This window comes from Nocardia amikacinitolerans, from assembly GCF_900215415.1.
In the GTDB taxonomy this organism is placed as follows: domain Bacteria; phylum Actinomycetota; class Actinomycetes; order Mycobacteriales; family Mycobacteriaceae; genus Nocardia; species Nocardia amikacinitolerans.
Genome location: NZ_OBEG01000002.1, coordinates 810,235 through 830,454 on the forward strand (window position 1 = coordinate 810,235; position 20,220 = coordinate 830,454).

Annotated in this window: 23 protein-coding genes; 17 read left to right on the top strand and 6 right to left on the bottom strand. The window is 68.8% G+C overall.

Translation table 11 applies throughout. From position 1 onward, the window contains the following. The first annotated feature begins 7 nt into the window (after positions 1–7). The 6 genes from CRP45_RS12060 to CRP45_RS12085 all read left to right on the top strand — a co-directional run bounded on the left by CRP45_RS12060 (position 8) and on the right by CRP45_RS12085 (position 5,117). Positions 8–511, top strand: coding sequence for a dihydrofolate reductase (locus CRP45_RS12060; RefSeq protein ID WP_067784182.1), 504 nt, complete (start codon positions 8–10; stop codon positions 509–511). Positions 512–687: 176 nt separating this feature from the next. After that, the gene (locus CRP45_RS12065; RefSeq protein ID WP_067784180.1) at positions 688–1,014 is read left to right on the top strand and encodes a cupin domain-containing protein; all 327 of its coding nucleotides are present in this window, start codon (positions 688–690) and stop codon (positions 1,012–1,014) included. 63 nt (positions 1,015–1,077) lie between these two features. Next, positions 1,078–2,106, top strand: a complete 1,029-nt coding sequence (locus tag CRP45_RS12070; protein WP_067784234.1) for a Dyp-type peroxidase — start codon at positions 1,078–1,080, stop codon at positions 2,104–2,106. Next, a complete protein-coding gene (locus CRP45_RS12075) occupies positions 2,103–2,903 on the top strand; it encodes a family 1 encapsulin nanocompartment shell protein (RefSeq protein WP_097245118.1) in 801 nt (266 codons plus the stop codon). The genes CRP45_RS12070 and CRP45_RS12075 overlap by 4 nt, the downstream gene beginning before the upstream one ends. A 162-nt stretch (positions 2,904–3,065) precedes the next feature. Then, positions 3,066–3,596: a hypothetical protein gene (locus CRP45_RS12080; RefSeq protein WP_097245119.1), complete on the top strand. Its 531-nt coding sequence runs from the start codon at positions 3,066–3,068 to the stop codon at positions 3,594–3,596. A gap of 87 nt (positions 3,597–3,683) precedes the next feature. Beyond that, entirely contained in the window at positions 3,684–5,117 is a 1,434-nt protein-coding gene (locus tag CRP45_RS12085; RefSeq protein WP_245910133.1) for a TerD family protein, read from the top strand. A gap of 10 nt (positions 5,118–5,127) precedes the next feature. Here the strand turns inward: CRP45_RS12085 and CRP45_RS12090 are convergent, their stop codons facing one another. Further along, positions 5,128–5,796: a TetR/AcrR family transcriptional regulator gene (locus CRP45_RS12090; protein ID WP_097245121.1), complete on the bottom strand. Its 669-nt coding sequence runs from the start codon at positions 5,794–5,796 to the stop codon at positions 5,128–5,130. Between the two features lie 210 nt (positions 5,797–6,006). On the opposite strand from CRP45_RS12090, the gene CRP45_RS12095 reads away from it, so the two are divergent. From CRP45_RS12095 to CRP45_RS12110, 4 genes are all read left to right on the top strand, one after another. Then, on the top strand, positions 6,007–7,548 hold the full coding sequence (locus CRP45_RS12095; protein WP_097245122.1) for an amino acid permease: 1,542 nt from the start codon (positions 6,007–6,009) through the stop codon (positions 7,546–7,548). 67 nt (positions 7,549–7,615) lie between these two features. Beyond that, positions 7,616–8,377 carry a DUF1989 domain-containing protein gene (locus tag CRP45_RS12100; RefSeq protein ID WP_097245123.1) on the top strand — a complete coding sequence of 254 codons (762 nt, stop codon included), beginning with the start codon at positions 7,616–7,618 and terminating at the stop codon, positions 8,375–8,377. After that, on the top strand, positions 8,374–8,994 hold the full coding sequence (locus CRP45_RS12105; RefSeq protein ID WP_097245124.1) for an urea amidolyase associated protein UAAP2: 621 nt from the start codon (positions 8,374–8,376) through the stop codon (positions 8,992–8,994). The genes CRP45_RS12100 and CRP45_RS12105 overlap by 4 nt, the downstream gene beginning before the upstream one ends. 44 nt (positions 8,995–9,038) lie before the next feature. Continuing rightward, positions 9,039–11,000 carry a 5-oxoprolinase/urea amidolyase family protein gene (locus tag CRP45_RS12110; RefSeq protein WP_097245473.1) on the top strand — a complete coding sequence of 654 codons (1,962 nt, stop codon included), beginning with the start codon at positions 9,039–9,041 and terminating at the stop codon, positions 10,998–11,000. 5 nt (positions 11,001–11,005) lie between these two features. On the opposite strand, the gene CRP45_RS33810 is transcribed toward CRP45_RS12110, so the two are convergent. Both CRP45_RS33810 and CRP45_RS12115 read right to left on the bottom strand, forming a co-directional pair. Beyond that, a complete protein-coding gene (locus CRP45_RS33810; protein ID WP_169810847.1) occupies positions 11,006–11,158 on the bottom strand; it encodes a hypothetical protein in 153 nt (50 codons plus the stop codon). A gap of 162 nt (positions 11,159–11,320) precedes the next feature. Further along, the gene (locus tag CRP45_RS12115; RefSeq protein WP_097245474.1) at positions 11,321–12,475 is read right to left on the bottom strand and encodes an epoxide hydrolase family protein; all 1,155 of its coding nucleotides are present in this window, start codon (positions 12,473–12,475) and stop codon (positions 11,321–11,323) included. Between the two features lie 63 nt (positions 12,476–12,538). Between CRP45_RS12115 and CRP45_RS12120 the strand changes: the two genes are divergently transcribed. Then, positions 12,539–13,489, top strand: a complete 951-nt coding sequence (locus tag CRP45_RS12120; protein WP_097245125.1) for a helix-turn-helix transcriptional regulator — start codon at positions 12,539–12,541, stop codon at positions 13,487–13,489. Positions 13,490–13,654: 165 nt separating this feature from the next. On the opposite strand, the gene CRP45_RS12125 is transcribed toward CRP45_RS12120, so the two are convergent. Beyond that, positions 13,655–14,656, bottom strand: coding sequence for an NAD(P)-dependent alcohol dehydrogenase (locus CRP45_RS12125; RefSeq protein WP_097245126.1), 1,002 nt, complete (start codon positions 14,654–14,656; stop codon positions 13,655–13,657). 135 nt (positions 14,657–14,791) lie between these two features. On the opposite strand from CRP45_RS12125, the gene CRP45_RS12130 reads away from it, so the two are divergent. Next, positions 14,792–15,466, top strand: a complete 675-nt coding sequence (locus tag CRP45_RS12130) for a TetR/AcrR family transcriptional regulator C-terminal domain-containing protein (RefSeq protein ID WP_097245475.1) — start codon at positions 14,792–14,794, stop codon at positions 15,464–15,466. A 39-nt stretch (positions 15,467–15,505) separates the two neighbouring features. Here the strand turns inward: CRP45_RS12130 and CRP45_RS12135 are convergent, their stop codons facing one another. Next, complete coding sequence (locus CRP45_RS12135) at positions 15,506–15,979, bottom strand: MarR family winged helix-turn-helix transcriptional regulator (protein ID WP_097245127.1); 474 nt, start codon at positions 15,977–15,979, stop codon at positions 15,506–15,508. 111 nt (positions 15,980–16,090) lie between these two features. On the opposite strand from CRP45_RS12135, the gene CRP45_RS12140 reads away from it, so the two are divergent. Continuing rightward, entirely contained in the window at positions 16,091–17,233 is a 1,143-nt protein-coding gene (locus CRP45_RS12140) for a GDSL-type esterase/lipase family protein (RefSeq protein ID WP_097245128.1), read from the top strand. Between the two features lie 21 nt (positions 17,234–17,254). Here CRP45_RS12140 and CRP45_RS12145 read toward each other — a convergent pair whose 3' ends face one another. Further along, the gene (locus CRP45_RS12145) at positions 17,255–17,869 is read right to left on the bottom strand and encodes a TetR/AcrR family transcriptional regulator (RefSeq protein WP_097245129.1); all 615 of its coding nucleotides are present in this window, start codon (positions 17,867–17,869) and stop codon (positions 17,255–17,257) included. Positions 17,870–17,939: 70 nt separating this feature from the next. Here CRP45_RS12145 and CRP45_RS12150 point away from each other — a divergent pair, with 70 nt between their 5' ends. The 4 genes from CRP45_RS12150 to CRP45_RS12165 all read left to right on the top strand — a co-directional run bounded on the left by CRP45_RS12150 (position 17,940) and on the right by CRP45_RS12165 (position 20,087). Continuing rightward, the gene (locus CRP45_RS12150; RefSeq protein WP_097245130.1) at positions 17,940–18,497 is read left to right on the top strand and encodes a peroxiredoxin-like family protein; all 558 of its coding nucleotides are present in this window, start codon (positions 17,940–17,942) and stop codon (positions 18,495–18,497) included. Next, positions 18,494–19,030 (top strand): anthrone oxygenase family protein, encoded by a 537-nt coding sequence (locus tag CRP45_RS12155; protein ID WP_097245131.1) that lies wholly within the window; start codon positions 18,494–18,496, stop codon positions 19,028–19,030. The genes CRP45_RS12150 and CRP45_RS12155 overlap by 4 nt, the downstream gene beginning before the upstream one ends. After that, on the top strand, positions 19,027–19,632 hold the full coding sequence (locus CRP45_RS12160; protein WP_097245132.1) for a YHS domain-containing protein: 606 nt from the start codon (positions 19,027–19,029) through the stop codon (positions 19,630–19,632). The genes CRP45_RS12155 and CRP45_RS12160 overlap by 4 nt, the downstream gene beginning before the upstream one ends. 245 nt (positions 19,633–19,877) lie before the next feature. Further along, positions 19,878–20,087 (top strand): hypothetical protein, encoded by a 210-nt coding sequence (locus CRP45_RS12165; protein WP_097245133.1) that lies wholly within the window; start codon positions 19,878–19,880, stop codon positions 20,085–20,087. Positions 20,088–20,220: the final 133 nt, after the last annotated feature.

Sequence of the window (20,220 nt, forward strand, 5' to 3'; positions counted from 1 at the left end):
TACGGCGATGCGCACCCGCACCATCGGCCTGATCTGGGCCCAGACTCCCGACGGCGTGATCGGCTTCGAGAACACCATCCCCTGGCGCGTCCCCGAGGACATGGCCAACTTCCGCACCGCGACCTGGGGCCACCCGGTGATCATGGGCAGGCGCACCTGGGATTCGCTGCCGACCAAGTTCCGCCCGCTGGCCGGGCGACGCAACATCGTGGTGACCAGGCAGCCGCACTGGTCCGCGCCGGGCGCCGAACGCGCGGGCTCGCTGACCGAGGCGCTCGAGCTCTCGGCGCCGGATCCGGTGTGGATCGCGGGTGGCGGCGAAATCTACCGCGCCGCCATGGATTTCGCGACCGAGCTGCTGGTGACCGAAGTGGAGATCAGCGTCCAGGGCGACGCGCACGCGCCCACCATCGGTCCCGAATGGCACGCCGACGAGCCGGAGGAATGGCGCACGTCCACGACCGGCCTTCGCTTCCGCATCCGCCGGTATCTGCGCCGCACCGCCGACTGACCGCAGTCGCCCGCCGCAACACGCCGCCTACGGGGCAGGCCGGGCAAACCCGGCACGCGGGCGGCCCCTGTCGGGCATACTCCAGTTAAGCGGCGGTGCGGACCATCGTCCGCCCGAGCGCCCAGAGCCGGTGACACCAGCCCTGCACCGGCGGATGTGACGCGAAAGGCAGTCTCATGGACAAGAAATCCCTGACCGCGGTCGCTCGCCAGCAATTGAAATTGGCCGCAACTGCCACCAGCGGGCGCAGCTCGCAGACCATCTACGGCGGTCACGCCCATACGCTGCGCCAGACCGTCGTCGGACTCACCGCGGGCCAGAGCCTCGCCGAACACGACAACGCGGGCGACGCCACCCTGCTGGTGCTCACCGGCACCCTCACCTTGATCAGCGGCGCCAACGAATGGAAGGGCTCCGCGGGCGACCTGCTCGTCGTCCCGAAGGCGCGGCACAGCGTGAAAGCGGTCGACGACGTCGCGTTCCTCCTGACCGTCGCGAAATGAGCGAGCGCCATCCGGCCCGGGTCTCGACAGGCCTGGTCGGACGGCACCATTACTCTGTTGATCATGGGTGAGCCGCAGCCGATCCTCGAACCGCTCACGCCGGCCGCGATCTTCCTCGTCGCCACCATCGACGAGGGTGGCGAGGCGACGGTGCGCGATCTGCTCGCCGATATGCCCGGTTTGCGCCGTTCGGTCGGTTTCCGATTGCCCGGCGCCGGATTGAGCTGTGTGACCTCGATCGGCTCGGACGCGTGGGACCGCCTGTTCGCCGGGCCGCGCCCCGCCGAGCTGCATCCGCTGCGCGAGTTCGTCGGCGAACACCACCGGGCGCCGTCGACGCCGGGCGACCTGCTGTTCCACATCAGGTCCGAGGTGCACGACGCATGCTTCGAGCTGGCGATGGTGATCGGCGACCGGCTCGCGGGCGCGGCGACCATCGTCGACGAGACCGTCGGCTTCCGTTATTTCGAGCAGCGCGATCTGCTCGGCTTCGTGGACGGCACCGAGAATCCGGAGGGTTCGGCCGCGATCGGCGCCGCGCTGGTCGGCGACGAGGATCCCGAATTCGCCGGTGGCAGTTACGTTGTCGTGCAGAAGTATCTGCATCCGCTCGACGAATGGCGCGCGCTGACGGTCGAGCAGCAGGAGAAGATCATCGGCCGCACCAAGCTGGACGATTTCGAGCTCTCCGACGAGGACAAGCCCGCCGATTCGCACGTCGCGGTGAACACCCTGGTCGACGCGGACGGCACCGAACGACAGATCGTGCGCGCCAACATGCCGTTCGGCAGCGTGCGCGAGGGCCAGTTCGGCACCTACTACATCGCGTACGCGGCCACCCCGAGCGTCACCGAGACCATGCTCTCGCGGATGTTCGAGGGCACCGAAGAGGCGGCCTACGACCGGATTCTGGATTTCTCGGTCGCGGTCACCGGCACGCTGTTCTTCGCGCCGCCGCTGGACTTCTTCGACGAGCTTCCGCCACCACCGGAGACGGGCGAGGAATCTTTGCCGCGCAACGACGTTGGTATGTCCGCAGTGGCGGGCGACGGCTCACTCGGTATCGGCACGTTGAAAAGGAGCATTCCGTGAACAACCTCCATCGCGAACTCGCGCCGATCACCTCCGAGGCATGGACGGCGATCGAGGAAGAGGCGACCCGCACCTTCAAGCGGCACATCGCCGGTCGCCGGGTGGTCGACGTGTCCGGCCCGCACGGCACCGACTACTCCGCCGTCGGCCTCGGCCGCACCACCCCGATCGCCGCGCCGGACGAGGGCGTGCAGGCGCGCCAGCGCGTCGTCGCGCCGCTGGTCGAGCTGCGGGTGCCGTTCACGCTCTCCCGCGAGGAACTCGACAACGTGGAGCGCGGCGCCAAGGACACCGATCTGGATCCGGTGAAGGAGGCCGCGCGCCGCATCGCGTTCGCCGAGGACCGCGCCATCTTCGAGGGCTACGCCGGTGCGAGCATCACCGGTATCCGCGCGAGCTCGTCGAACGAGCCGATCCAGGTGCCCGAGGACCCGCGCCTGGTCCCGGAGGCCGTCGCCCAGGCGCTGAGCGCGCTGCGCCTGGCCGGTGTCGACGGACCGTACTCGGTGCTGCTGAGCGCCGACCTGTACACCGCGGTGAGCGAGACCTCCGACCACGGCCACATGATCCGCACCCACATCGAACGCCTGATCCCGGAGGGCGAGATCATCTGGGCCCCGGCCATCGACGGCGCGTTCGTGCTGACCACCCGCGGCGGCGACTTCGACCTCAGCCTCGGCCAGGACCTCTCCATCGGCTACCTCTCGCACGACGCCGACTCCGTGCGGCTCTACTTCCAACAGAGCCTGCAATTCCTGGTCCACACCGCCGAAGCAGCAGTCGCCCTACGCGCCTAAATCCCCACCACCAACCACCTTCGGGCTGCTGCCACAGAAGTTCCACACGGTCCACATAGGCACCGGCTGTGTGAACCGTGTGATACCTGTGTGGCAAGGCGCGGGCACCGGCCGCCGGCGGGCGGGTACGGTGAGCCCGTAGTTGCGAGGAGGTGCGACGGTATGACGATGGTGCGCGCGGGTGTGGTCCCGACTCGGCGAGCGATGCTCTACGGCATGCTCGGCATCGCGGTGACCGTTCTCGTGTGCGCGGCGATCGTCACCGGATTCGGGCTGAACCGGGTGTTCACCGGCCTGCTCGCGGGCGCGGTCGCGGGCATCGCGCTCCTGGTCGCGCTCTTCGGTCGCGACGCGATCGTGCTCACCGAAGACGCGATCTATCGCCGCACGCCGTGGGCGGAGTCGAGCATCGACTGGGACCGGGTGGTCGCGGGCCGCTTCACGCTGGACGAGCGGGCGCGCTGGTCGCTGGCGCTCGATCTGTCGGGCGGCGACGAGCGGCACGGCGAACTGGTGCTGTTGTCCATCCCGCCGGTGGTCCGGCCGGTTTCCGGCGCCTACGACCTGCGCAAACGCGACCAGGTCAAGCAGATCCGGGAGATGTTGCGCCACAAGCGGGTTCCGGTGACGGTGCTGCCGGAGATCGCGGGCGCGCTGAACGCGCACTGGAACATCGCCCCGCCCACGCGCTGAACCGTGCGCGCACGAATCGATCCCCGCCGTGGCGCCGAACACGGATGACGAGCACCACCCGCGTCGTATACGTTGACTGCTGTGTCGATGATGAAGGGCGCCAATGTTGCGGTGCCGATGTCCGCGGTCCGCATCGAGCTGGGGTGGCAGTCGGGTCCCGGAACCCCGGACGCGGATGCTTCGGCCCTGTTGCTGGTCGGCGGTAAGGTCCGCTCCGACAACGACTTCGTTTTCTACAACCAGCCGCTGCACCCGTCGGGCGCGGTCCGGCACGAGGGCAAACAGCAGGGCCCGACGGTCCTCGACGTGCTGTCGGTGCAGCTGGCGCAGGTCGAACCCCAGGTCGAGACCGTCGTCATCGCGGCATCCGCCGACGGCGGCACCTTCGGCCAGTTCCAGGGCCTCTACGTGCGGGTGCTGGATGCCGCGACCGGCGCCGAGGTGGCGCGCTTCGACAGCACCGGCGCCACCACCGAGACCGCGTTCGTGCTCGGCGAGCTGTATCGCCGCCAGGGCGCGTGGAAGTTCCGCGCGGTGGGTCAGGGCTACGACTCCGGATTGGCGGGGCTCGCGACCGATTTCGGCATCTCCGTCGACGACGATCCGGCGCCAGCGGCACAGCAGCCCGCCCAGCAGACCCCGCCGCCCGCGCCGACCCAGCAGTTCGCGCCGCCGCAGCAGTACGCTCCGCCGCAGCAGCAGCCGTACGCTCCGCCGCAACAGCAGTACGCACCGCCGCCCCCGCAGCAATACGCGCCGCCGCCAACGCAATTCGCGCAGCAGCAGTACGCACCCCCGCCACCCCAGCCGCAGTACGCGCCGCCCCCTCCGCAGCAGCAGTACGCGCCCCCGCCGCCCCCGCAAGGCGGTGGCGCGCCGGTGAACATGAGCAAGATCTCGCTCACCAAGGAAGCGCCCTCGGTCTCGCTCACCAAGCAGGGCGCGACCGGCGGCACCATGCGGGTGAACCTGAACTGGACCAGTCAATCCCACCGCGGCGGCGGCCTGTTCGGCAGGCGGCGCGGCGGCGGCGGGCTGGATCTGGACCTCAGCTGCTTCTTCGAGCTGGCCGACGGACGCATCGGTTCGGTGCGCGCACTCGACCGCTCGTTCGGCGCGCTGGACCGCCCGCCGTTCATCCGGCTGGACCAGGACGACCGCACGGGCGGCAGCGCAACCGGCGAGAACCTGGACATCAACCTGGATTTCACCGCGCAGTTCCGCCGGATTTTGGTGTTCACCTCGATCTACGAGGGCGCCAACGATTTCCGCGGCGTCCAGGCCACCGCGACGCTGTATCCGTTGAACTGCCCGCCGATCGAGATGACGCTCGACGGCTGCATGGACGACTCGCGTGACGCGGTGCTCGCGCACATCGAGAACATCAACGGCGAACTGGTGGTCCGCCGCGAGGGCACCTTCATCCGCCCGCCCGCGGGCAGGCCCGGCGCGGGTGTCATGGAGATCGCGCGAATGTACAACTGGGACTTCGGTTTCAAGGCGGGTCGCGGCAAGGGCTGACCCGCCCGCCTCAGCTCTCGGCGAGCCGTTCCAACAGAACGGCCGCGTCGGCGCGCGCCTCCTCCAGGTCTCCGGTCCAGCCGAGCATGCGCAGCGCGGCGTCCGGAATGGTCTGCTCGGCGTAGGCGGGCGCGCTGCCCTCGTCGGACCGGATGCTGATCACCGTCTCCACGAGCCGGAACGGCAGAACCTCCGCGCCGGGAATTCCCGCCGCGCCCGCGCCTTCGATCACCGCCTCGGCCAATGTCTCGTAGTGCCCGCGCAATTCGTCGCGACGAAGGCGGAACGCCGCGAAGCGCTTGGTGCGCAGCTCGGGAAGCAGGTACAGGGCACCGAGATTCCAGCGCGCCGCGCAGAGCTGGCGCACGTCGTACCAGGCCAGCGCGTAGAGCCGGGTCGGCGCGGGTTCCGCCTCGGCGCGCAGCCGCTCGGCGAGTTCCAATGGGGTGGCGATGGTTTCGGTGAGCAGCGCGTCGAGGATGTCGTCCTTGGCGGCGAAATGGTGGTACAGCGAGGCCTGACGGATTCCGACCGCGTCGGCCACCGCCCTCGTGGACGTATTGGCGTAGCCCTTGGTGGTGAACAATTCGCCTGCCGCGTCCAGGATCTCGGCGCGCGGCGTATGGCCGCGGCGGGGTCGCTGTTCCAGACGGGGACGGCCGGGACCTGGGTTTGCCACGTGCCCATTCTCGCACTGGCTACCGACGCCGAAGGTCGGGCTGCCGCGGCCGTCACGCAACGGAGAGGTTTCTGTCACTTGACAGAAACTCAGGCAACGCAGAAGTTACCGGCGTTGCCGCAAGCGATACACGGCGGACACCGAAATCGCGATCCCGAGCGCAAAACTGTCATGCGATAGGTATTGGCCGCACGCCGAAGGAACCCGCCCATGGCCACAACAGTCGCTCCGCCCCCATCCTCCGACGCCAACGTCGACAGCGCAGACCTCGCCAGTTTCGGCTATCGGCCGGTGCTGCACCGCAAACTGGGCCGCTACGCCTCGTTCGCGGCGGGCTTCTCGTTCGTCTCGATCCTCACCACGATCTTCCAGTTCTTCGGCTTCGGCTATTCGTTCGGCGGCGCCGCCTTCTTCTGGACTTGGCCGATCGTCTTCGCCGGGCAGTTCCTCGTCGCGCTGAACTTCGCCGAACTGGCCGCCCGCTACCCGCTCTCCGGCTGCATCTATCAGTGGTCGCGGCGGCTCGGCGGCGAACTCGTCGGCTGGTTCGCGGGCTGGATGATGGTCATCGCGCAGATCGTCACCGCCGCCGCGGCCGCCATCGCCCTGCAAGTTGTGCTGCCGACGATATGGAGCGGATTCCAGATCGTCGGCGAGGACACCGCGCTCACCTCCGCCTCTGGCGCGACCAACGCGGTGCTGCTCGGCAGCATCCTGCTCGTCGTCACCACGACGATCAATGTCATCGGCATCGACCTGATGGCGAGGATCAACTCCATCGGCGTCACCATCGAGATCGTCGGCATCGCCGCGATCATCGGCCTGTTCTTCGTGAACGCCGAGCGCGGACCCGGTGTCGTGTTGCAGACCGATCAGGCCGCGCCGGGACCGTACTGGGCCGCGTTCCTCGTCTCCGGTCTGATGGCCGCCTACGTGATGGTCGGATTCGATTCCGCCGGTGAGCTTTCCGAGGAGACGAAGAACCCGCGCAGAGTCGCGCCGCGCACCATCCTGACCGCGCTGTCGGTGTCCGCGCTCGGCGGCGGGCTCATGCTGCTCGGCGCGCTGATGGCGGCCCCGAGCCTCACCGACGGCGCGCTGGCCACCGAGGGGCTCGCCTACGTGCTCACCGCGAAGCTGGACAGCCCGGCGGGCAAGGTCCTGCTCGGTTGCGTCGCCATCGCGATCATGGTGTGCACCTTGGCGATTCAGACGGCCGGCTCGCGGCTGATGTTCTCCATGGCCCGCGACGGCAAACTGCCCTTCGCCGCCAGGCTCGCCGCGGTGCATCCTCGGTACGGCACGCCTGTGCTGCCCGCGGTAGTGATCGGTCTGCTCGGCATCGGCCTGCTGGTGGTCAATCTCGGCAATGCGGCGATCTTCGCCACCTTCGCCAGCGTCTGCATCGTCTCGCTGTACGTGGCGTATCTGCTGGTCACCGTTCCGCTGCTCATCCGCCGGCTGAAGGGTTGGGGGCGCACGGCGGAGGCCACCGACGCATCGCTGTTCAGCTTGGGCCGCTTCGGCCTTCCGGTCAACGCGCTCGCCGTGGTGTGGGGCATCGCCATGGCGATCAATCTGGCCTGGCCGCGCGCCGAGGTGTACACGCCACACGGCGGCGGCTGGTGGATGCTTTGGGCCGCACCGCTGTTCGTGCTCACCGTGGCGGCTGTCGGCGCGATCGTGCACCGGTTCGTCGTCGCCGCTCCGCGCGCCGAGACGAGCGGCGAACCCGCCGTCCAACCGGCCTGACCGCATCCATGCCGTGCGCGGCGGTTCTGCCTGCCGCCGCGCACGGATCACTCGAAAAGGGAACACCATGACCGACTCCCCCACGGGCACCGCGTCCACCGAGGCCGCGCGCTCGCACGCTCGCGCCCAAGCCGCGGCCGCGACTCTCGCGGCCCCGAACCTCCCCTCCGACGTGCCGTCCGCCAAGATCACTTGGTCGCAACGCATTCCGCCGAGCGGTTACGCCAATGTCGTTCTGGGTCGCGGCACCCGCGTCCGGCTGAGCGACTCGGCCGGCTCCGCCTGCGCCCACGTGCTCCTGCTGCGCGCCGATGCGCCGTGGGAGCGGCTGAACGTGGCCGACACCGTGAAAGTGCCCTGGCAGGCGTATCTTTCGACGGGCCACCCGCTGCTCACCGATCAAGGCCGGGTGCTGGCCACCGTGCTGGCCGACGACTCCGGACACCACGACACGCTCTGCGGGCCCTCTCCCGAGGCCCGCGGGCTGTTGCGCCTCGCGGGAGCCAAGCAGGGCCTGACGGCGCGCGATATCGCGCCGAGCGTCTCGTTCTTCCGCGGCGTCCGGGTGGCCGCCGACGGCGCGCTGGTCGCCACCGGCAGCGCGGCCGCCGGATCGTCGGTGGACCTGCTCGTCCACCTGCCCGCGGTGCTGCTGGTTGCCAATGCCGCGCATCCGCTCGACGAGCGCGCCACTACGGATCTCGATGTCGTCGCCTGGTCCGCTCCCGAGGACTTGACCGCGACCCACAACAGCGACCCGGAATACCTGCGGGCCGTGCAGAACACCGAAGCGGCCTGGACGGCCATGACCCTGGAGGCGACGGCATGACCTCGACCCTGTCCCGCGCCATCGTGCTCGACGAGACCGTGCCCGCCTGCGCGCCGTGGTCGACCATCGTCCGGGCGGGCGATCAGTGGGAGATCATCGACCTGCACGGCAATCAGGCGGTCGACTGCCTCCTCTACTCCGCCGCCGACCACGCCGACCGCTACAGCGCCCAGGCCACCGTCGTCGCCCAGCGCAACATCTTCCTGACCACCGGCAGCGTGCTGTTGACCGACGCGGGCACCGCCCTGATGACGGTGCTCGCCGACGAGGTCGGCAATCACGACACCATCGCGGGCGCGTGCTCACAGGAATCCAACACCCTGCGCTACGGGCACCACACCCGACACCAGCACGCCTGCGTGGAGAACTTTCTCACCGAGGCGATGAAGTGGGGTCTCGGCAAACGGGATCTCGTCTCGAACATCAACTGGTTCATGAACGTCCCGGTCGAGCCGGACGGCACGCTCGGCATCGTGGACGGGTTGTCCGCCCCCGGCAAGAAGGTCACCCTCCGTGCCGAGGTCGACACGCTCGTGCTGGTGTCCAACTGCCCGCAGATCAACAATCCCTGCAACGGTTTCGATCCGACCCCCGTGCGCATGGTGGTCACGCGATGACCGTCGTCGAGGCTCGTGCGCCGGAAGCCGAGATCGAAGAAGCCGTGGGCGCGCGCGTCGAAGTGTTGCGGCCGGGAACGCTTGTCACCGTGCAGGATTGGCCGGGCCGCGTCGGATACTGGCACGTCGGCGTTCCGCCGTCCGGGCCGATGGACGACCTCTCCTTTCGGCTGGGCAACCGGGTGCTCGGTAATCCCGAGGGTGCGGCGGGATTGGAATGCACGCTCGGCGGTCCCGCGCTGCGATTCGCCACCGCCACGTGGGTATGCGTGACGGGCGCGCCCGCGGGGGTGACAGTGAACGGCGCACCGGTCGAACAGTGGCGGACGGTGCGGGTTCCCGCGGGCGGTGTGCTGGAGGTCGGTGCGATTCGCGGGCCGGGCATGCGGAGCTACGTGCTGATCTCGGGCGGCATCGCGCTGCCCGAATATCTCGGCAGCGCCGCCACTTTCACTCTCGGGCGATTCGGCGGAAGCTCGGGCGCTGCCCTGCGCGAGGGAGAAGTACTGCCCCTTGGCGTATCTCACACGCCCCTTGCCACCGCTGTCCCGGCCGACGACCGACCGGTGCTGGCCAAACGCTGGGAACTCGCCGTCACGGAGGGACCGCACGGCGCACCGGAGTTCTTCACGCGCGCCGACTTCGACACCATCATCGGCACCGACTACGAAGTGCACTTCAACTCCGATCGCACCGGCGTGCGGCTCATCGGCCCCAAGCCGGAGTGGGCACGCACCGATGGCGGCGAAGCGGGTCTGCACCCGTCCAACATCCACGACACACCGTATTCCGTTGGCGCACTGGACTTCACCGGTGATACGCCGATCCTGCTCGGACCCGACGGACCGAGTCTCGGCGGCTTCGTCTGCCCGGTCACGGTGGTCGCGGCCGATCGGTGGAAGCTGGGTCAGCTCTGCCCCGGCGACGCCGTTCGTTTCGTGCCGGTGCGCAGCGAACACGCCGCGTCGCTGCGCGATCTGGGTCCCGGCAGACGGGCCTCGTGGCCTTCGGTGCTCTCCCCCGGCGGCGACGGCGACGACGGCGTGCTGCGCCGCGCCGAGGCGGACGACGAGACCGGGGTGACGTATCGCCGCGCGGGCGACGACGGTGTCCTCGTCGAATACGGCGCGATGACACTGGATCTCGGCCTGCGCGCCCGGGTGCACGCGCTGCACCAGCACCTGCTTGCGACGAACCCGCACGGGGTGGTGGAGCTGACCCCCGGCGTGCGGTCCTTGCAGATTCGCGTCGATCCGCATGTCCTGCCGGTGCCGAAGCTGTTGGATCTGCTCGCCGAGGCCGAACGGGAGCTGCCCGCCGTCGCGGAGCTGGTGGTGCCGAGCCGCACGGTGCACCTGCCGCTCTCCTGGGACGACCCCTCGACCAGGGAGGCGATCACCCGCTACATGCACGGTGTGCGCGCCGACGCGCCGTGGTGCCCGTGGAACATCGAATTCATCCGGCGGATGAACGGACTGGCCACGGTCGAGGACGTCTACGACACCGTGTTCGGGGCGGAGTACCTGGTGCTCGGTCTCGGCGATGTGTACCTCGGCGCACCGGTGGCCACGCCGATCGATCCCCGCCACCGCCTGGTGACCACCAAGTACAACCCGGCCCGCACCTGGACGCCGGAGAACGCGGTCGGTATCGGCGGGGCCTACCTGTGTATCTACGGCATGGAAGGGCCGGGCGGCTATCAATTCGTCGGCCGCACCACCCAGGTGTGGAACCACGCCGCCACCGAGACGCCCTGGCTGCTGCGCTATTTCGATCGAATCAGCTGGTATCCGGTGAGCGCGGAGGAATTGCTCGACATGCGAGCCGATTTCGCCGCGGGCAAGGTGGAGGTGCGCGCCGAGGACGGCGAGTTCCGGCTCGCGGACTATCGCACGTTCCTCGCCGACAACGCCACCGTAATAGACGGATTCCGCGCGACACAGGCGGAAGCCTTTGCCGCCGAGCGCGACTCGTGGCGGCTGGCGGGCGAGCTCGGCGCCGATTGAATCGGCTACCAGCCGAGCAGCTCCGCCATGTCGATCCACTCGTCGCCCCAGCGCTGCTCGATCTCGCGGCGCTGGGCCTCGGATTGCTCGGGTGACCAGCCGCAGCGCCGCCAGAAGGCCTCTCGATGTTCCTGCGTCATCCGCAACGGTTCGGTCATGGTGATCGCTCCTGCTCACCGCGGTCGTACCCTTCCGAGTGTGCGCTGAATCACCGCTGCGGGACGCAAGTTTCGCCGATCTACCGCGCATGGCCGCAGCGAAGACGGAGAACGCCTCGTCCGGCGGCGGCCTGCCGGACAAGGCCGCGGACGACCCGACTTTCAGCGCAGGTCGCGGAAGAACGCGCGGACGTCGTCGGTGAGGAGTTCAGGTTCCTCCAGCGCGGCGAAATGTCCGCCGCGGTCCACGTCGGTCCAGCGGGTGATGGTGTTCTCCTGCTCGTCGTAGCGACGGATGGCGACGTCGTGGGCGAACACGATGACACCGGTCGGCACACCGGAGTTCGCCTTCGGCGGTCCCCAAGGCGCGCCCTGTGCGTAGCCCACGTACGCGGCGGACCCCGCGGTGCCGGTGAGCCAGTACAGCATCGCGTTGGTCAGCAGGCGATCCCGGTCGATGATCTTGTCCGGCTCCACGGCGCGCGGGTGCGTCCACTCGCGGAATTTGTCCATGATCCAAGCCAATTGGCCGACCGGCGAATCGGTGAGCCCGTACGCGAGCGCCTGCGGGCGGGTGGACTGGATCGCGATGTAGCCGAATTCCTCGTTCATGAACGCCTCGATCCGGCGGATCCGGTCGCGCTCCAGGTCGGTCAGCTCGGCGAGTTCCTCCTCCGACAGCGGCAGGCTGGGGAACCCGCCCACCCCGCCGTTGGTGTGCACTCCGAGCACCCGGTCCGGCGCGACCCGTCCGACCTCGGGACTGACCGCCGCGCCGATGTCGCCGCCCTGCACGCCGTAGCGGTCGTAGCCGAGCCGCCGCATCAATTCCGCCCACGCCCTGGCGATACGTTCGATGCTCCAACCGGATTCGCGCACCGGACCGGAGAATCCGAATCCCGGCAGCGCGGGAACGACGACGTGGAACGCGTCCGCCGGATCACCGTCGTGTGCCCTCGGGTCGGTCAACGGTCCGATCAGATCGAGGAATTCGACCACCGAGCCGGGCCAGCCGTGCGTGAGCAGCAGCGGGAGCGCGTTCGGCTCGGGCGAGCGGACGTGCAGGAAGTGGATGTTCTGCCCGTCGATCTCGGTGCGGAACTGCGGATGCGCGTTGAGCTCGCGCTCGGCGGCGCGCCAGTCGTAGCCGGTGCGCCAGTACTCGACCAGCGAGCGCAGCCACGCGGTGGGCACGCCGGTGTCCCAGTCGTCGCCGGGCAGCGGTTCGGGCCAGCGCACCGCGTCGAGCCGTCGGTGCAGGTCATCGAGTTGCTGCTGCGGGATGTCGATGCGGAATTCGGTGATCTCGAAGGTCATGAGAACGACGATATGCGCCACCTAGGACAGCTTCGGCCCTAGGTTTCCGGCAGACTTTTCGGCATGTTGGAAGCTTCCGCCCGCCTGCTACGCCTGCTCTCGCTGCTGCAAACGCCGCGCGACTGGACCGGAGCCGAATTGGCCGAGCGTCTCGAGGTGGACGTGCGTACCGTCCGCCGCGACATCGACAAGCTGCGCTCGCTCGGCTATCCGGTGCAGGCCAGCGCGGGGGTCGCGGGCTATCGGCTCGGGGCGGGTGCGGAGCTGCCGCCGCTCCTGTTGGACGACGACGAGGCGGTGGCCGTCGCGATCGGTCTGCGCACCGCGGCGGGCGGGAGCGTCGCCGGTATCGAGGACAGCTCGCTGCGCGCGCTCACCAAGCTCGAACAGGTGCTTCCTTCGCGGTTGCGGCACCGCGTGCAACTGCTGCACTCGGTGACGGTCACCGTTCCCGCGGCGGGCGCGACCGTCGACCCGGACGTGCTCACCGCCGTCGCCGCCGCCATCCGCGACCAGCACCGCCTGCGCTTCGATTACCGAAACCACCAGGGCTCCACCGCTTTACGCACCGTAGAACCACACCGGCTCGCCCACACCGGCCGCCGCTGGTACCTCATCGCCTGGGACGTCGACCGCGGCGACTGGCGCACCTACCGCGTCGACCGAATGCACCCGCGCATCCCCACCGGCCCGAAGTTCACACCGCGCGAGGCGCCCGACATGGACCTCTCCGGCTACCTCACGCGCGGGGTGACGACCTCGCCCTACCGCTACGCCGCCCGCATCACCCTGCTGGTTCCCGCCGAATTAGCCGCCGACCGCATCGCGCCGACGGTGGGCGTCATCGAACCGCTCGATACCGAAAGTTGCCTGCTGCGAACGGGTTCGAATTCGCTCGATGAACTCGCCATCTACGTCGCCCTTTTCGACTTCCCGTTCCGGGTGCACGAACCGCCCGAGCTCGTCGAGCGCGTCCGTGTCCTGGCCGAGCGCTTCAGTGACGCTGTCTCTTGATCCGCCGCGCCGGCTTCGGGCGGGGCTTCGATTCCCCGGCGACGCCCGGCATCGCGAGCCGAGGGACCTTCGCGACGGTGATGGCGAGCGGGTCGGCTTGTCGCCCGAGACCCGAAAACCTGCCCGGCCGTTGCCGCTGGCGCTCGATGGAGCGCTGCGGGAGTCTCACGCGGGTTCGGAAGCGTTCGCCTGGCCGACGATCAGCACCGTCTTACCCTGGGCGTGGCCCTCGGCGACGTGTGCGATCGCGGCCGGAGCCTCACGGAGCGGATACGAACGCTCGATCGCCGGGCGCAGCTTGCCGTTCTCGACGAGCTCGCTGAGGTAGTCGAGGTCGGCGCGCCGCGGCTTCATCAGCAGCGGACGCAAGGTCTGGCGGACGAAAAGGTTTGCCACCACCACCTTTCCGATCCACAGCATCGGACCGAACCAGTCACCGCCCGGGGCTCCGGCCGACGACACGAAGACGCCCTCGGGCGCGAGCACCTTGCGGTAGTCGGAGAGGCGGCGGTTGCCCGCGAGATCGAGCAGGACGTCGTAGCGTTCGCCGTCTTCGACGAAATCCGCTCTGGTGTAGTCGATTACCCGATCGGCGCCGAGCTCGCGCACGAACTCGACGTGGCGCGTGCTGCACACCGCCGTCACGCGTGCGCCCATCGCCTTGGCGATCTGCACGGCGAAACTGCCCACACCGCCGGACGCGCCGTTGATCAGCACCGACTGCCCGGCGCGCAACCCGCCGACATCGCGCAGGCCCTGCAACGCGGTCATGCCCGAATCCGGCAGGGCGGCAGCCTGTTCGAAACCGAGACCGGCGGGCTTCGGCGCGAGCGTCGCCTCGTCGACGCAGGCGTACTCGGCGAAGGCACCGAAACCCGTTGCGCCATAAACGAGATCACCGGACCGGAACGACGTGACCGCGGACCCGACCGCGACGACCTCGCCCGCCAGGTCGTGCCCGATCACCGGATCCTTCGGTTTGCGCACACCGAAACCCATCAGCCGGATCAGGTAGGGCCTGCCGGTGAGCAGGTGCACGTCACCGGAGGCGACCGCGGCGGCCCGCACCCGGACCAGCACCTCGTGCGCGGCGGGCGCCGGCCTCGGCACCTCCTCGACGCGCAGGACGTCGCTGGAACCGTAGCGCGGCGCGACGACCGCGGTCATCACGTGTCGTTCTGGCTTCGACATCGTCGCGCGGGGACTGGACGACTCCGACATTGCGGACACCACCTCTACTTACACCGTAAGTGTGCTGGCTCGAACGCTACGCTTACGGCGTAAGTCCGTCAAGGAGTGCTCATGCCCAAGCCCGCCGACCGCGCCCGGCTCACCCGCGAGCGCGTGCTGCGCACCGCCGTCGACATGGCCGACGAGCAGGGGCTCGACGCGCTGTCGATGCGCAAGCTGGCCCAAGCCCTCGGCGTCGAGGCGATGTCGCTGTACAACCACGTCGCGAACAAGGACGACCTGCTCGACGGCATCGCGGACCTGGTGGTCGCCGAGATGGCGGTGCCGGAGATCGGCGGCGACTGGAAGGCAGCGCTGCGCACCCGCGCCGTCTCCGCGCACGAGGTACTGCGCCGCCATCCCTGGGCGACCGGACTCATCGGCTCACGCGTGAACGTCGGACCGGCGATGCTGCGCTACATCGACGCCACCCTCGGCTGCCTACGCGCCGCGGGCTTCACCTACCAGCAGGCGGACCGAGCCTGGAACGCCATGGACGCACACATCTACGGATTCACCCTGCGCGAGTCGACCTTTCCCCTCGACCCGTCCGAATACATCGCAGCGGCAACCCATTTCCTCCCGCTCATCCCGGAATCGACCCACCCCCACATGAACGCCCTCACCCGCCTCGTCATCGACGGCACACACGACGGCGCAGCGGATTTCGAGTTCGGCCTCGACCTGATCCTCGACGGCCTCGAGCGCCTGCTGACCACCACCGGGGGCAATCCACGGATTCACTGAGTGTGACCTTCAGTCGGTCGAACGCGATCAAGATGACATTCAGTCGGTGCGGGCGGTGGCGGCTGGGTTGGTGGCGTCGCGGATGATTCGTAAGGCGGTGGTCAGGGCGTCGAGTTGGTCGGGTGTGAGGAGTCCGGTGAACCAGCGCTGGATCGTGTCGAGGTAGTCCGGTAGCACCTGTTCGAGGCGGCGCGCTCCGGCGTCGGTCAGCACCGCGTGGGCGCTGCGGCGGTCGGTCGGGTCGAGGACGCGCTCGACCAATCCGCCCGCGGACAGACGATCGACCAGGCGGGTGACGCCGCTGGTCGACAGCGAGGTCTGCGTCGCGAGGTCCGTCATGCGCAGGCGACGCCCCGGGGAACGACTCAACCGCAGCAAGGCGTTCATGTCCAAGCCCGAGACGCCGTGCGCCTTCCAGGTCGGCTCCATCTTGGCGACCAGGCCGTCGTATGCCTCGTAGAACAGGCCCATAGCGGTCAGGCGGGGGTCGTCGAAGAGATCTGGCTGGCCCATGACTGGAAACCTACCGCACCTCATTGACTCGCGGATAGTTGACATGAGGAATACATCGGAGTAGGTATATGTCTACGCAATATTCCGCTTGTCAAATACCTGGGAGTTCTCATGTCGCCGCAAACCACCCACTGGATCGCTGGCTTCCGCTCGGCCGTCATCAGCCCCTACGAGCGGATCAAGCTCACCGAACCGCACGAGTTCGCCGATCAGACCCTGCGCCAAGTGCTGCACCTCGCGGGCGGCGGCGAGCAGATCCGTGTTCACCTGACCAACCGCTACGGGCGGACGCCGCTCGTCGTCGGGGCGGCCAGGGTCGCGCTGCGCAAGAACGCCGATCAGATCGTCCCGGAGACCGACCGCGCACTGCGCTTCGACGGCGCGGAGCGGGTGACCGTGCCCGCGGGCGGCGAACTGATCAGCGATCCGATCGACCTCACGGTCGAGGCGGACGACGACCTGCTGCTGAGCCTCTACCTGCCCGAACCGACAGGGCTCGCGACCTTTTCGCACATGCCCACCGAAATCGCCTACGTCGCCGCCGGTGACCACACCGCGGCCACCGAAGTGCCCGAGGCGCAAGTGATTCCCGCGCGATTCTTCGTGAGCGGCGTCGATGTCCTCGCACCCGCCGAGACCGAAATCGCCGTGGCGTTCGGCGATTCGTGGTTCGAGGGCTTCGGCAGCACGATCGGCGCCAATCGCCGTTCGGTGGACGTGCTCAACGAGCGCGTGTCACGCGGCTGGGTGGTGAACCAAGGCATCGGCGGAAACCGGTTGCTCACCGATGAGATCGGGCAGCGCGGCATGGATCGGTTCGAGCGCGACGCCCGCGACGTCCCCGGCGCGCGCCACGTCATCGTCCACTTCGGTATCAACGATCTGATCCTCGGCGGTCTCGGCGATCAGCCACCCGCCACCGCAACGGAACTCATCGAGGGCTTCACCGAACTGGCCCGCCGCGCGCACGACGCCGGGCTGTCCATCCACGTCGGCACCATCGGGCCGTACGCGGGCTGCGTCTACGAAGGCCCGACCGTCTTCGAGACTCTGGACACCCGGCGCGAGGTGAACGAATGGCTGCGCGGGACGGACATTTTCGACTCGGTGTTCGACGTGGACCGCGCCGTCGCCGATCCCGAGCGACCGGACTACATTCGGCCCGAGTTCGACAGCGGTGACGGCATGCACCTCAACGACGCGGGTGCGCGGGCGATGGCCGAGGCCGTCGACCTCGCGGCGATCTTCGGGTGATGCCAACGGCGGCAGTGCGATTCAGCGCGGCGACAAGCCGCGCAGCACGATCTCGACGCCGCCGTGGAACTCGTCGTCGATGGACATCGTCCGGGCCTGGCTCGCGGTCTGCACCAGCAGCGGGAAGTCCTCGGTGGACAGCGCTGCGATGGTCGCGGTGCCCGGTCCCGCGATCGAGGCGTAGTGCTCGTTCTGCAGGAAGCCGAGCAGGAAGCCGACCACCGTGCGCTGCGCGATCACCCGCTCCGAGCCGGTGAAGCCCGCGTCGGTGAGCACGGTGAGCATGGCCTCCATCCAGTGCAGCGAGGCAGCCGAGGACTGCCGGTGCCGCAGGATCAGCGGGACCGTGGCGGGGTGGTTCGCGACCGCGGCGCGCATCCGAGTGAGCAGGACGGTGACCTTGGCTCGCCAGTCCGACCCCTCCGGTGGCGCGGTTTCCATGGCGCTCAGCACCCGATCAACCACCAGCACCTCCAGTTGATCCCGGTCGGCGACATAGCGGTACAGGCCCATGGTGGCGATGCGCAGTTCCTTCGCGATCGCCCGCATGGTCAGTCCGTCGAGCCCGTCGCGATCGATGACGGCGAGCGCGGCGGTCCCGAGATCGTCGGTGGTCAGCGAACGAGGACGTGGCATGGGTTGACAGCGTACAAGGTACGCGCATACTGGACGTAGGCGTACGTCGTACACCTACGAAGGAGAGACCATGTCATTGCCGACTTCCGTCGCCCCCCGCACCTTGCGAACCGTCACCGGCGTCGAGGTGCCGGTCCCGGATCCCGATTGCCTCGTCCACCTGCAATTCCGCCGCTTCGCGGGCTGTCCCGTGTGCAACATGCACCTGCGGTCGATCGTCGTGCGTCATCACGAGATCACCGCCGCGAACATCCGCGAGGTGATCGTCTTCCACTCGCATGCGGACGAACTGCGCAAGTACACCGACGAACTGCCGCTCGACGTGATCGCCGACCCGGATCGGGTGCTGTATCGCGAGTTCGGCGTCGAGTCGTCGCCGCGCGCTCTGCTCGATCCGCGCGGCTGGCCCGCCATCGTCCGCGCCGTCGCGCAGGACCTGCGCGCCGCGCTGCGCCGCGACCGTCCCGCTCCCCCGGCCCGGCCCGACGGCGGTCCGCTCGGCCTGCCCGCGGATTTCCTCATCGCACCCGATGGTCGCGTGCTCGCGTCCAAGCACGGGGCGCACGTCTACGACCAGTGGTCGGTGGACGAACTGCTGGCTCTGGTGCCCGCCGGGCAGCTTCGATGAGCCCACTTACCCGGCCGCGCGCGCCGGGCGCCGCACAGCGAGATCCGGTCCCGTTTCCGCGGCCCGGACTCGCAAGGGCGTGCGCGCTGCTGTCCGGCGGACTGCTCGCGGGCGCGTTCGGTTACGGAGCGGTCAACGTGCTCTACGCCTTTCGCGAGGTACCGCTCGACGTCCGCTTCACCTTCCACACCGCGCTGATGCAGGTCAACGGATTCGTCATGCAGTCGCTGATGGGGCTGACGATCCTGAGCTGTGCCGTACTCGCCGTGCGCGCTTCCAGCAGGCAGCGATGGACCGCCGGAGCCGCTGCGGCGCTGGCCTTCTCGTCCTTCGTGACCACCCGCTTCGGCAATGTGCCCATCAACCAGCACATCAAGCGCTGGGCGGTCGAGGGACCGCCCGCCGACTACGCCGAGATGCTCGACCGTTGGGAGGCATTCCATTTCGCCCGCACGGGCTGCGCGCTGCTGGCCTTCGTGCTGATCGTCCTGCTCACCATTCCGAACTTCGCCGAGAAGGGAACACGCTCATGATGACCATCGAATTGTTCGTCTCCGCAGGCGTTCTCGATGTCGAGCGCAAACAGGCGCTCGCCGAACGTATCCTGCACGCGCTGACCACCGAGGACAGCGCGCCGGACGCGGTACTGAACAAGGCACGCGAACTCACCCACGTGCTCGTTCGCGAGCCGGAAGTGTGGGCCACCGGCGGCCCCGCCGCACCGCGCTACCTCGTCCGCCTCACGGTCCCCGGCGCGTGGAGCAACAATCCGCATTTCGCCGAGCACGTCGTGCCGATGATCACCGACGCGATCGCGGCGACCGAGCCCGACCCGGAACGCCTCACCCGCGAACCGCACTGCGTCGTCCAGATCGTCGGCCTGCGCGAACACGGCCTCGCCGCCCTCGGCCGCACCCTCACCACCACCGAGATCACCAAACTGATGACCGATGAGTACCGCAACTCCGGCGAAACTCGCCGAGCACCGGACGGTTTCGTCATCGACCCGGTCTGCGGGATGACGGTCGAACTGGCCACCGCTGATTTCACCCTCACCCACGACGGCATCGACTACGCCTTCTGCGCCCCCGTCTGCTGCAAGGTCTTCGCCGAGGAACACGCCATCCCCGCATGACCGCCTCGACGGCCGCCGCCGACGAACCCCGGCGGCGGGCTTCGGCTCGGTTCGTGGCCCCGCGAGCGCTGTCCTCTCGTAGCAGCGCCGCCTGCCGAGATACCGTACACCGTCGAACACCACTTCGGGTTCGAATTCCTTGGCACGCAGCACTTTACGCGCAACAGATCTATTGCGACCGATCGGTCGAATATGCGAGACTGCGAGCCGCAACAGTAACCACAGAATTGAACAAAGGATTCACCATGTCGTTCACCAAGCTGCTCGGCGCGGGCGTCGCCGCGCTGGCATTCGGCGCAGTTCTCACCGCCGGTCCGGCGCTCGCCGAGCCGCTCACCCCCACCCCGGTGATCGCGCCCGGCGAGCCAGCCCCCGGCGGCGTGTCGTCGGGTAGCGCCGTCCTCGACCCGATCCTGCGCCTCCTGCGCTGCGGCTCCGCCTACAGCTGCGCCTGAATTCCCGGCGTGTAGCCCGGTCGACGGCACGGGCGGGATCGGGCCCGCCCGTGCCACGCGGCGCTCATAACGGGCTGCCCAAACCGGACCCACTCGATCCAGGAGCTGTCGTGCTCGACCGCACCGCCTTCCG

What these genes read in the sequence shown, in the direction of transcription:
- CRP45_RS12155 (WP_097245131.1), top strand. Translation starts at nt 18,494, where the DNA reads ATGAGCCCACTTACCCGGCCGCGCGCGCCGGGCGCCGCACAGCGAGAT.
- CRP45_RS12070 (WP_067784234.1), top strand. Translation starts at nt 1,078, where the DNA reads ATGGGTGAGCCGCAGCCGATCCTCGAACCGCTCACGCCGGCCGCGATC.
- CRP45_RS12095 (WP_097245122.1), top strand. Translation starts at nt 6,007, where the DNA reads ATGGCCACAACAGTCGCTCCGCCCCCATCCTCCGACGCCAACGTCGAC.
- CRP45_RS12140 (WP_097245128.1), top strand. Translation starts at nt 16,091, where the DNA reads ATGTCGCCGCAAACCACCCACTGGATCGCTGGCTTCCGCTCGGCCGTC.
- CRP45_RS12160 (WP_097245132.1), top strand. Translation starts at nt 19,027, where the DNA reads ATGATGACCATCGAATTGTTCGTCTCCGCAGGCGTTCTCGATGTCGAG.
- CRP45_RS33810 (WP_169810847.1), bottom strand. Translation starts at nt 11,158, where the DNA reads ATGACCGAACCGTTGCGGATGACGCAGGAACATCGAGAGGCCTTCTGG.
- CRP45_RS12145 (WP_097245129.1), bottom strand. Translation starts at nt 17,869, where the DNA reads ATGCCACGTCCTCGTTCGCTGACCACCGACGATCTCGGGACCGCCGCG.
- CRP45_RS12165 (WP_097245133.1), top strand. Translation starts at nt 19,878, where the DNA reads ATGTCGTTCACCAAGCTGCTCGGCGCGGGCGTCGCCGCGCTGGCATTC.
- CRP45_RS12130 (WP_097245475.1), top strand. Translation starts at nt 14,792, where the DNA reads ATGCCCAAGCCCGCCGACCGCGCCCGGCTCACCCGCGAGCGCGTGCTG.
- CRP45_RS12060 (WP_067784182.1), top strand. Translation starts at nt 8, where the DNA reads ATGCGCACCCGCACCATCGGCCTGATCTGGGCCCAGACTCCCGACGGC.
- CRP45_RS12100 (WP_097245123.1), top strand. Translation starts at nt 7,616, where the DNA reads ATGACCGACTCCCCCACGGGCACCGCGTCCACCGAGGCCGCGCGCTCG.
- CRP45_RS12125 (WP_097245126.1), bottom strand. Translation starts at nt 14,656, where the DNA reads ATGACCGCGGTCGTCGCGCCGCGCTACGGTTCCAGCGACGTCCTGCGC.
- CRP45_RS12120 (WP_097245125.1), top strand. Translation starts at nt 12,539, where the DNA reads ATGTTGGAAGCTTCCGCCCGCCTGCTACGCCTGCTCTCGCTGCTGCAA.
- CRP45_RS12105 (WP_097245124.1), top strand. Translation starts at nt 8,374, where the DNA reads ATGACCTCGACCCTGTCCCGCGCCATCGTGCTCGACGAGACCGTGCCC.
- CRP45_RS12065 (WP_067784180.1), top strand. Translation starts at nt 688, where the DNA reads ATGGACAAGAAATCCCTGACCGCGGTCGCTCGCCAGCAATTGAAATTG.
- CRP45_RS12150 (WP_097245130.1), top strand. Translation starts at nt 17,940, where the DNA reads ATGTCATTGCCGACTTCCGTCGCCCCCCGCACCTTGCGAACCGTCACC.
- CRP45_RS12115 (WP_097245474.1), bottom strand. Translation starts at nt 12,475, where the DNA reads ATGACCTTCGAGATCACCGAATTCCGCATCGACATCCCGCAGCAGCAA.
- CRP45_RS12135 (WP_097245127.1), bottom strand. Translation starts at nt 15,979, where the DNA reads ATGGGCCAGCCAGATCTCTTCGACGACCCCCGCCTGACCGCTATGGGC.
- CRP45_RS12085 (WP_245910133.1), top strand. Translation starts at nt 3,684, where the DNA reads ATGATGAAGGGCGCCAATGTTGCGGTGCCGATGTCCGCGGTCCGCATC.
- CRP45_RS12080 (WP_097245119.1), top strand. Translation starts at nt 3,066, where the DNA reads ATGACGATGGTGCGCGCGGGTGTGGTCCCGACTCGGCGAGCGATGCTC.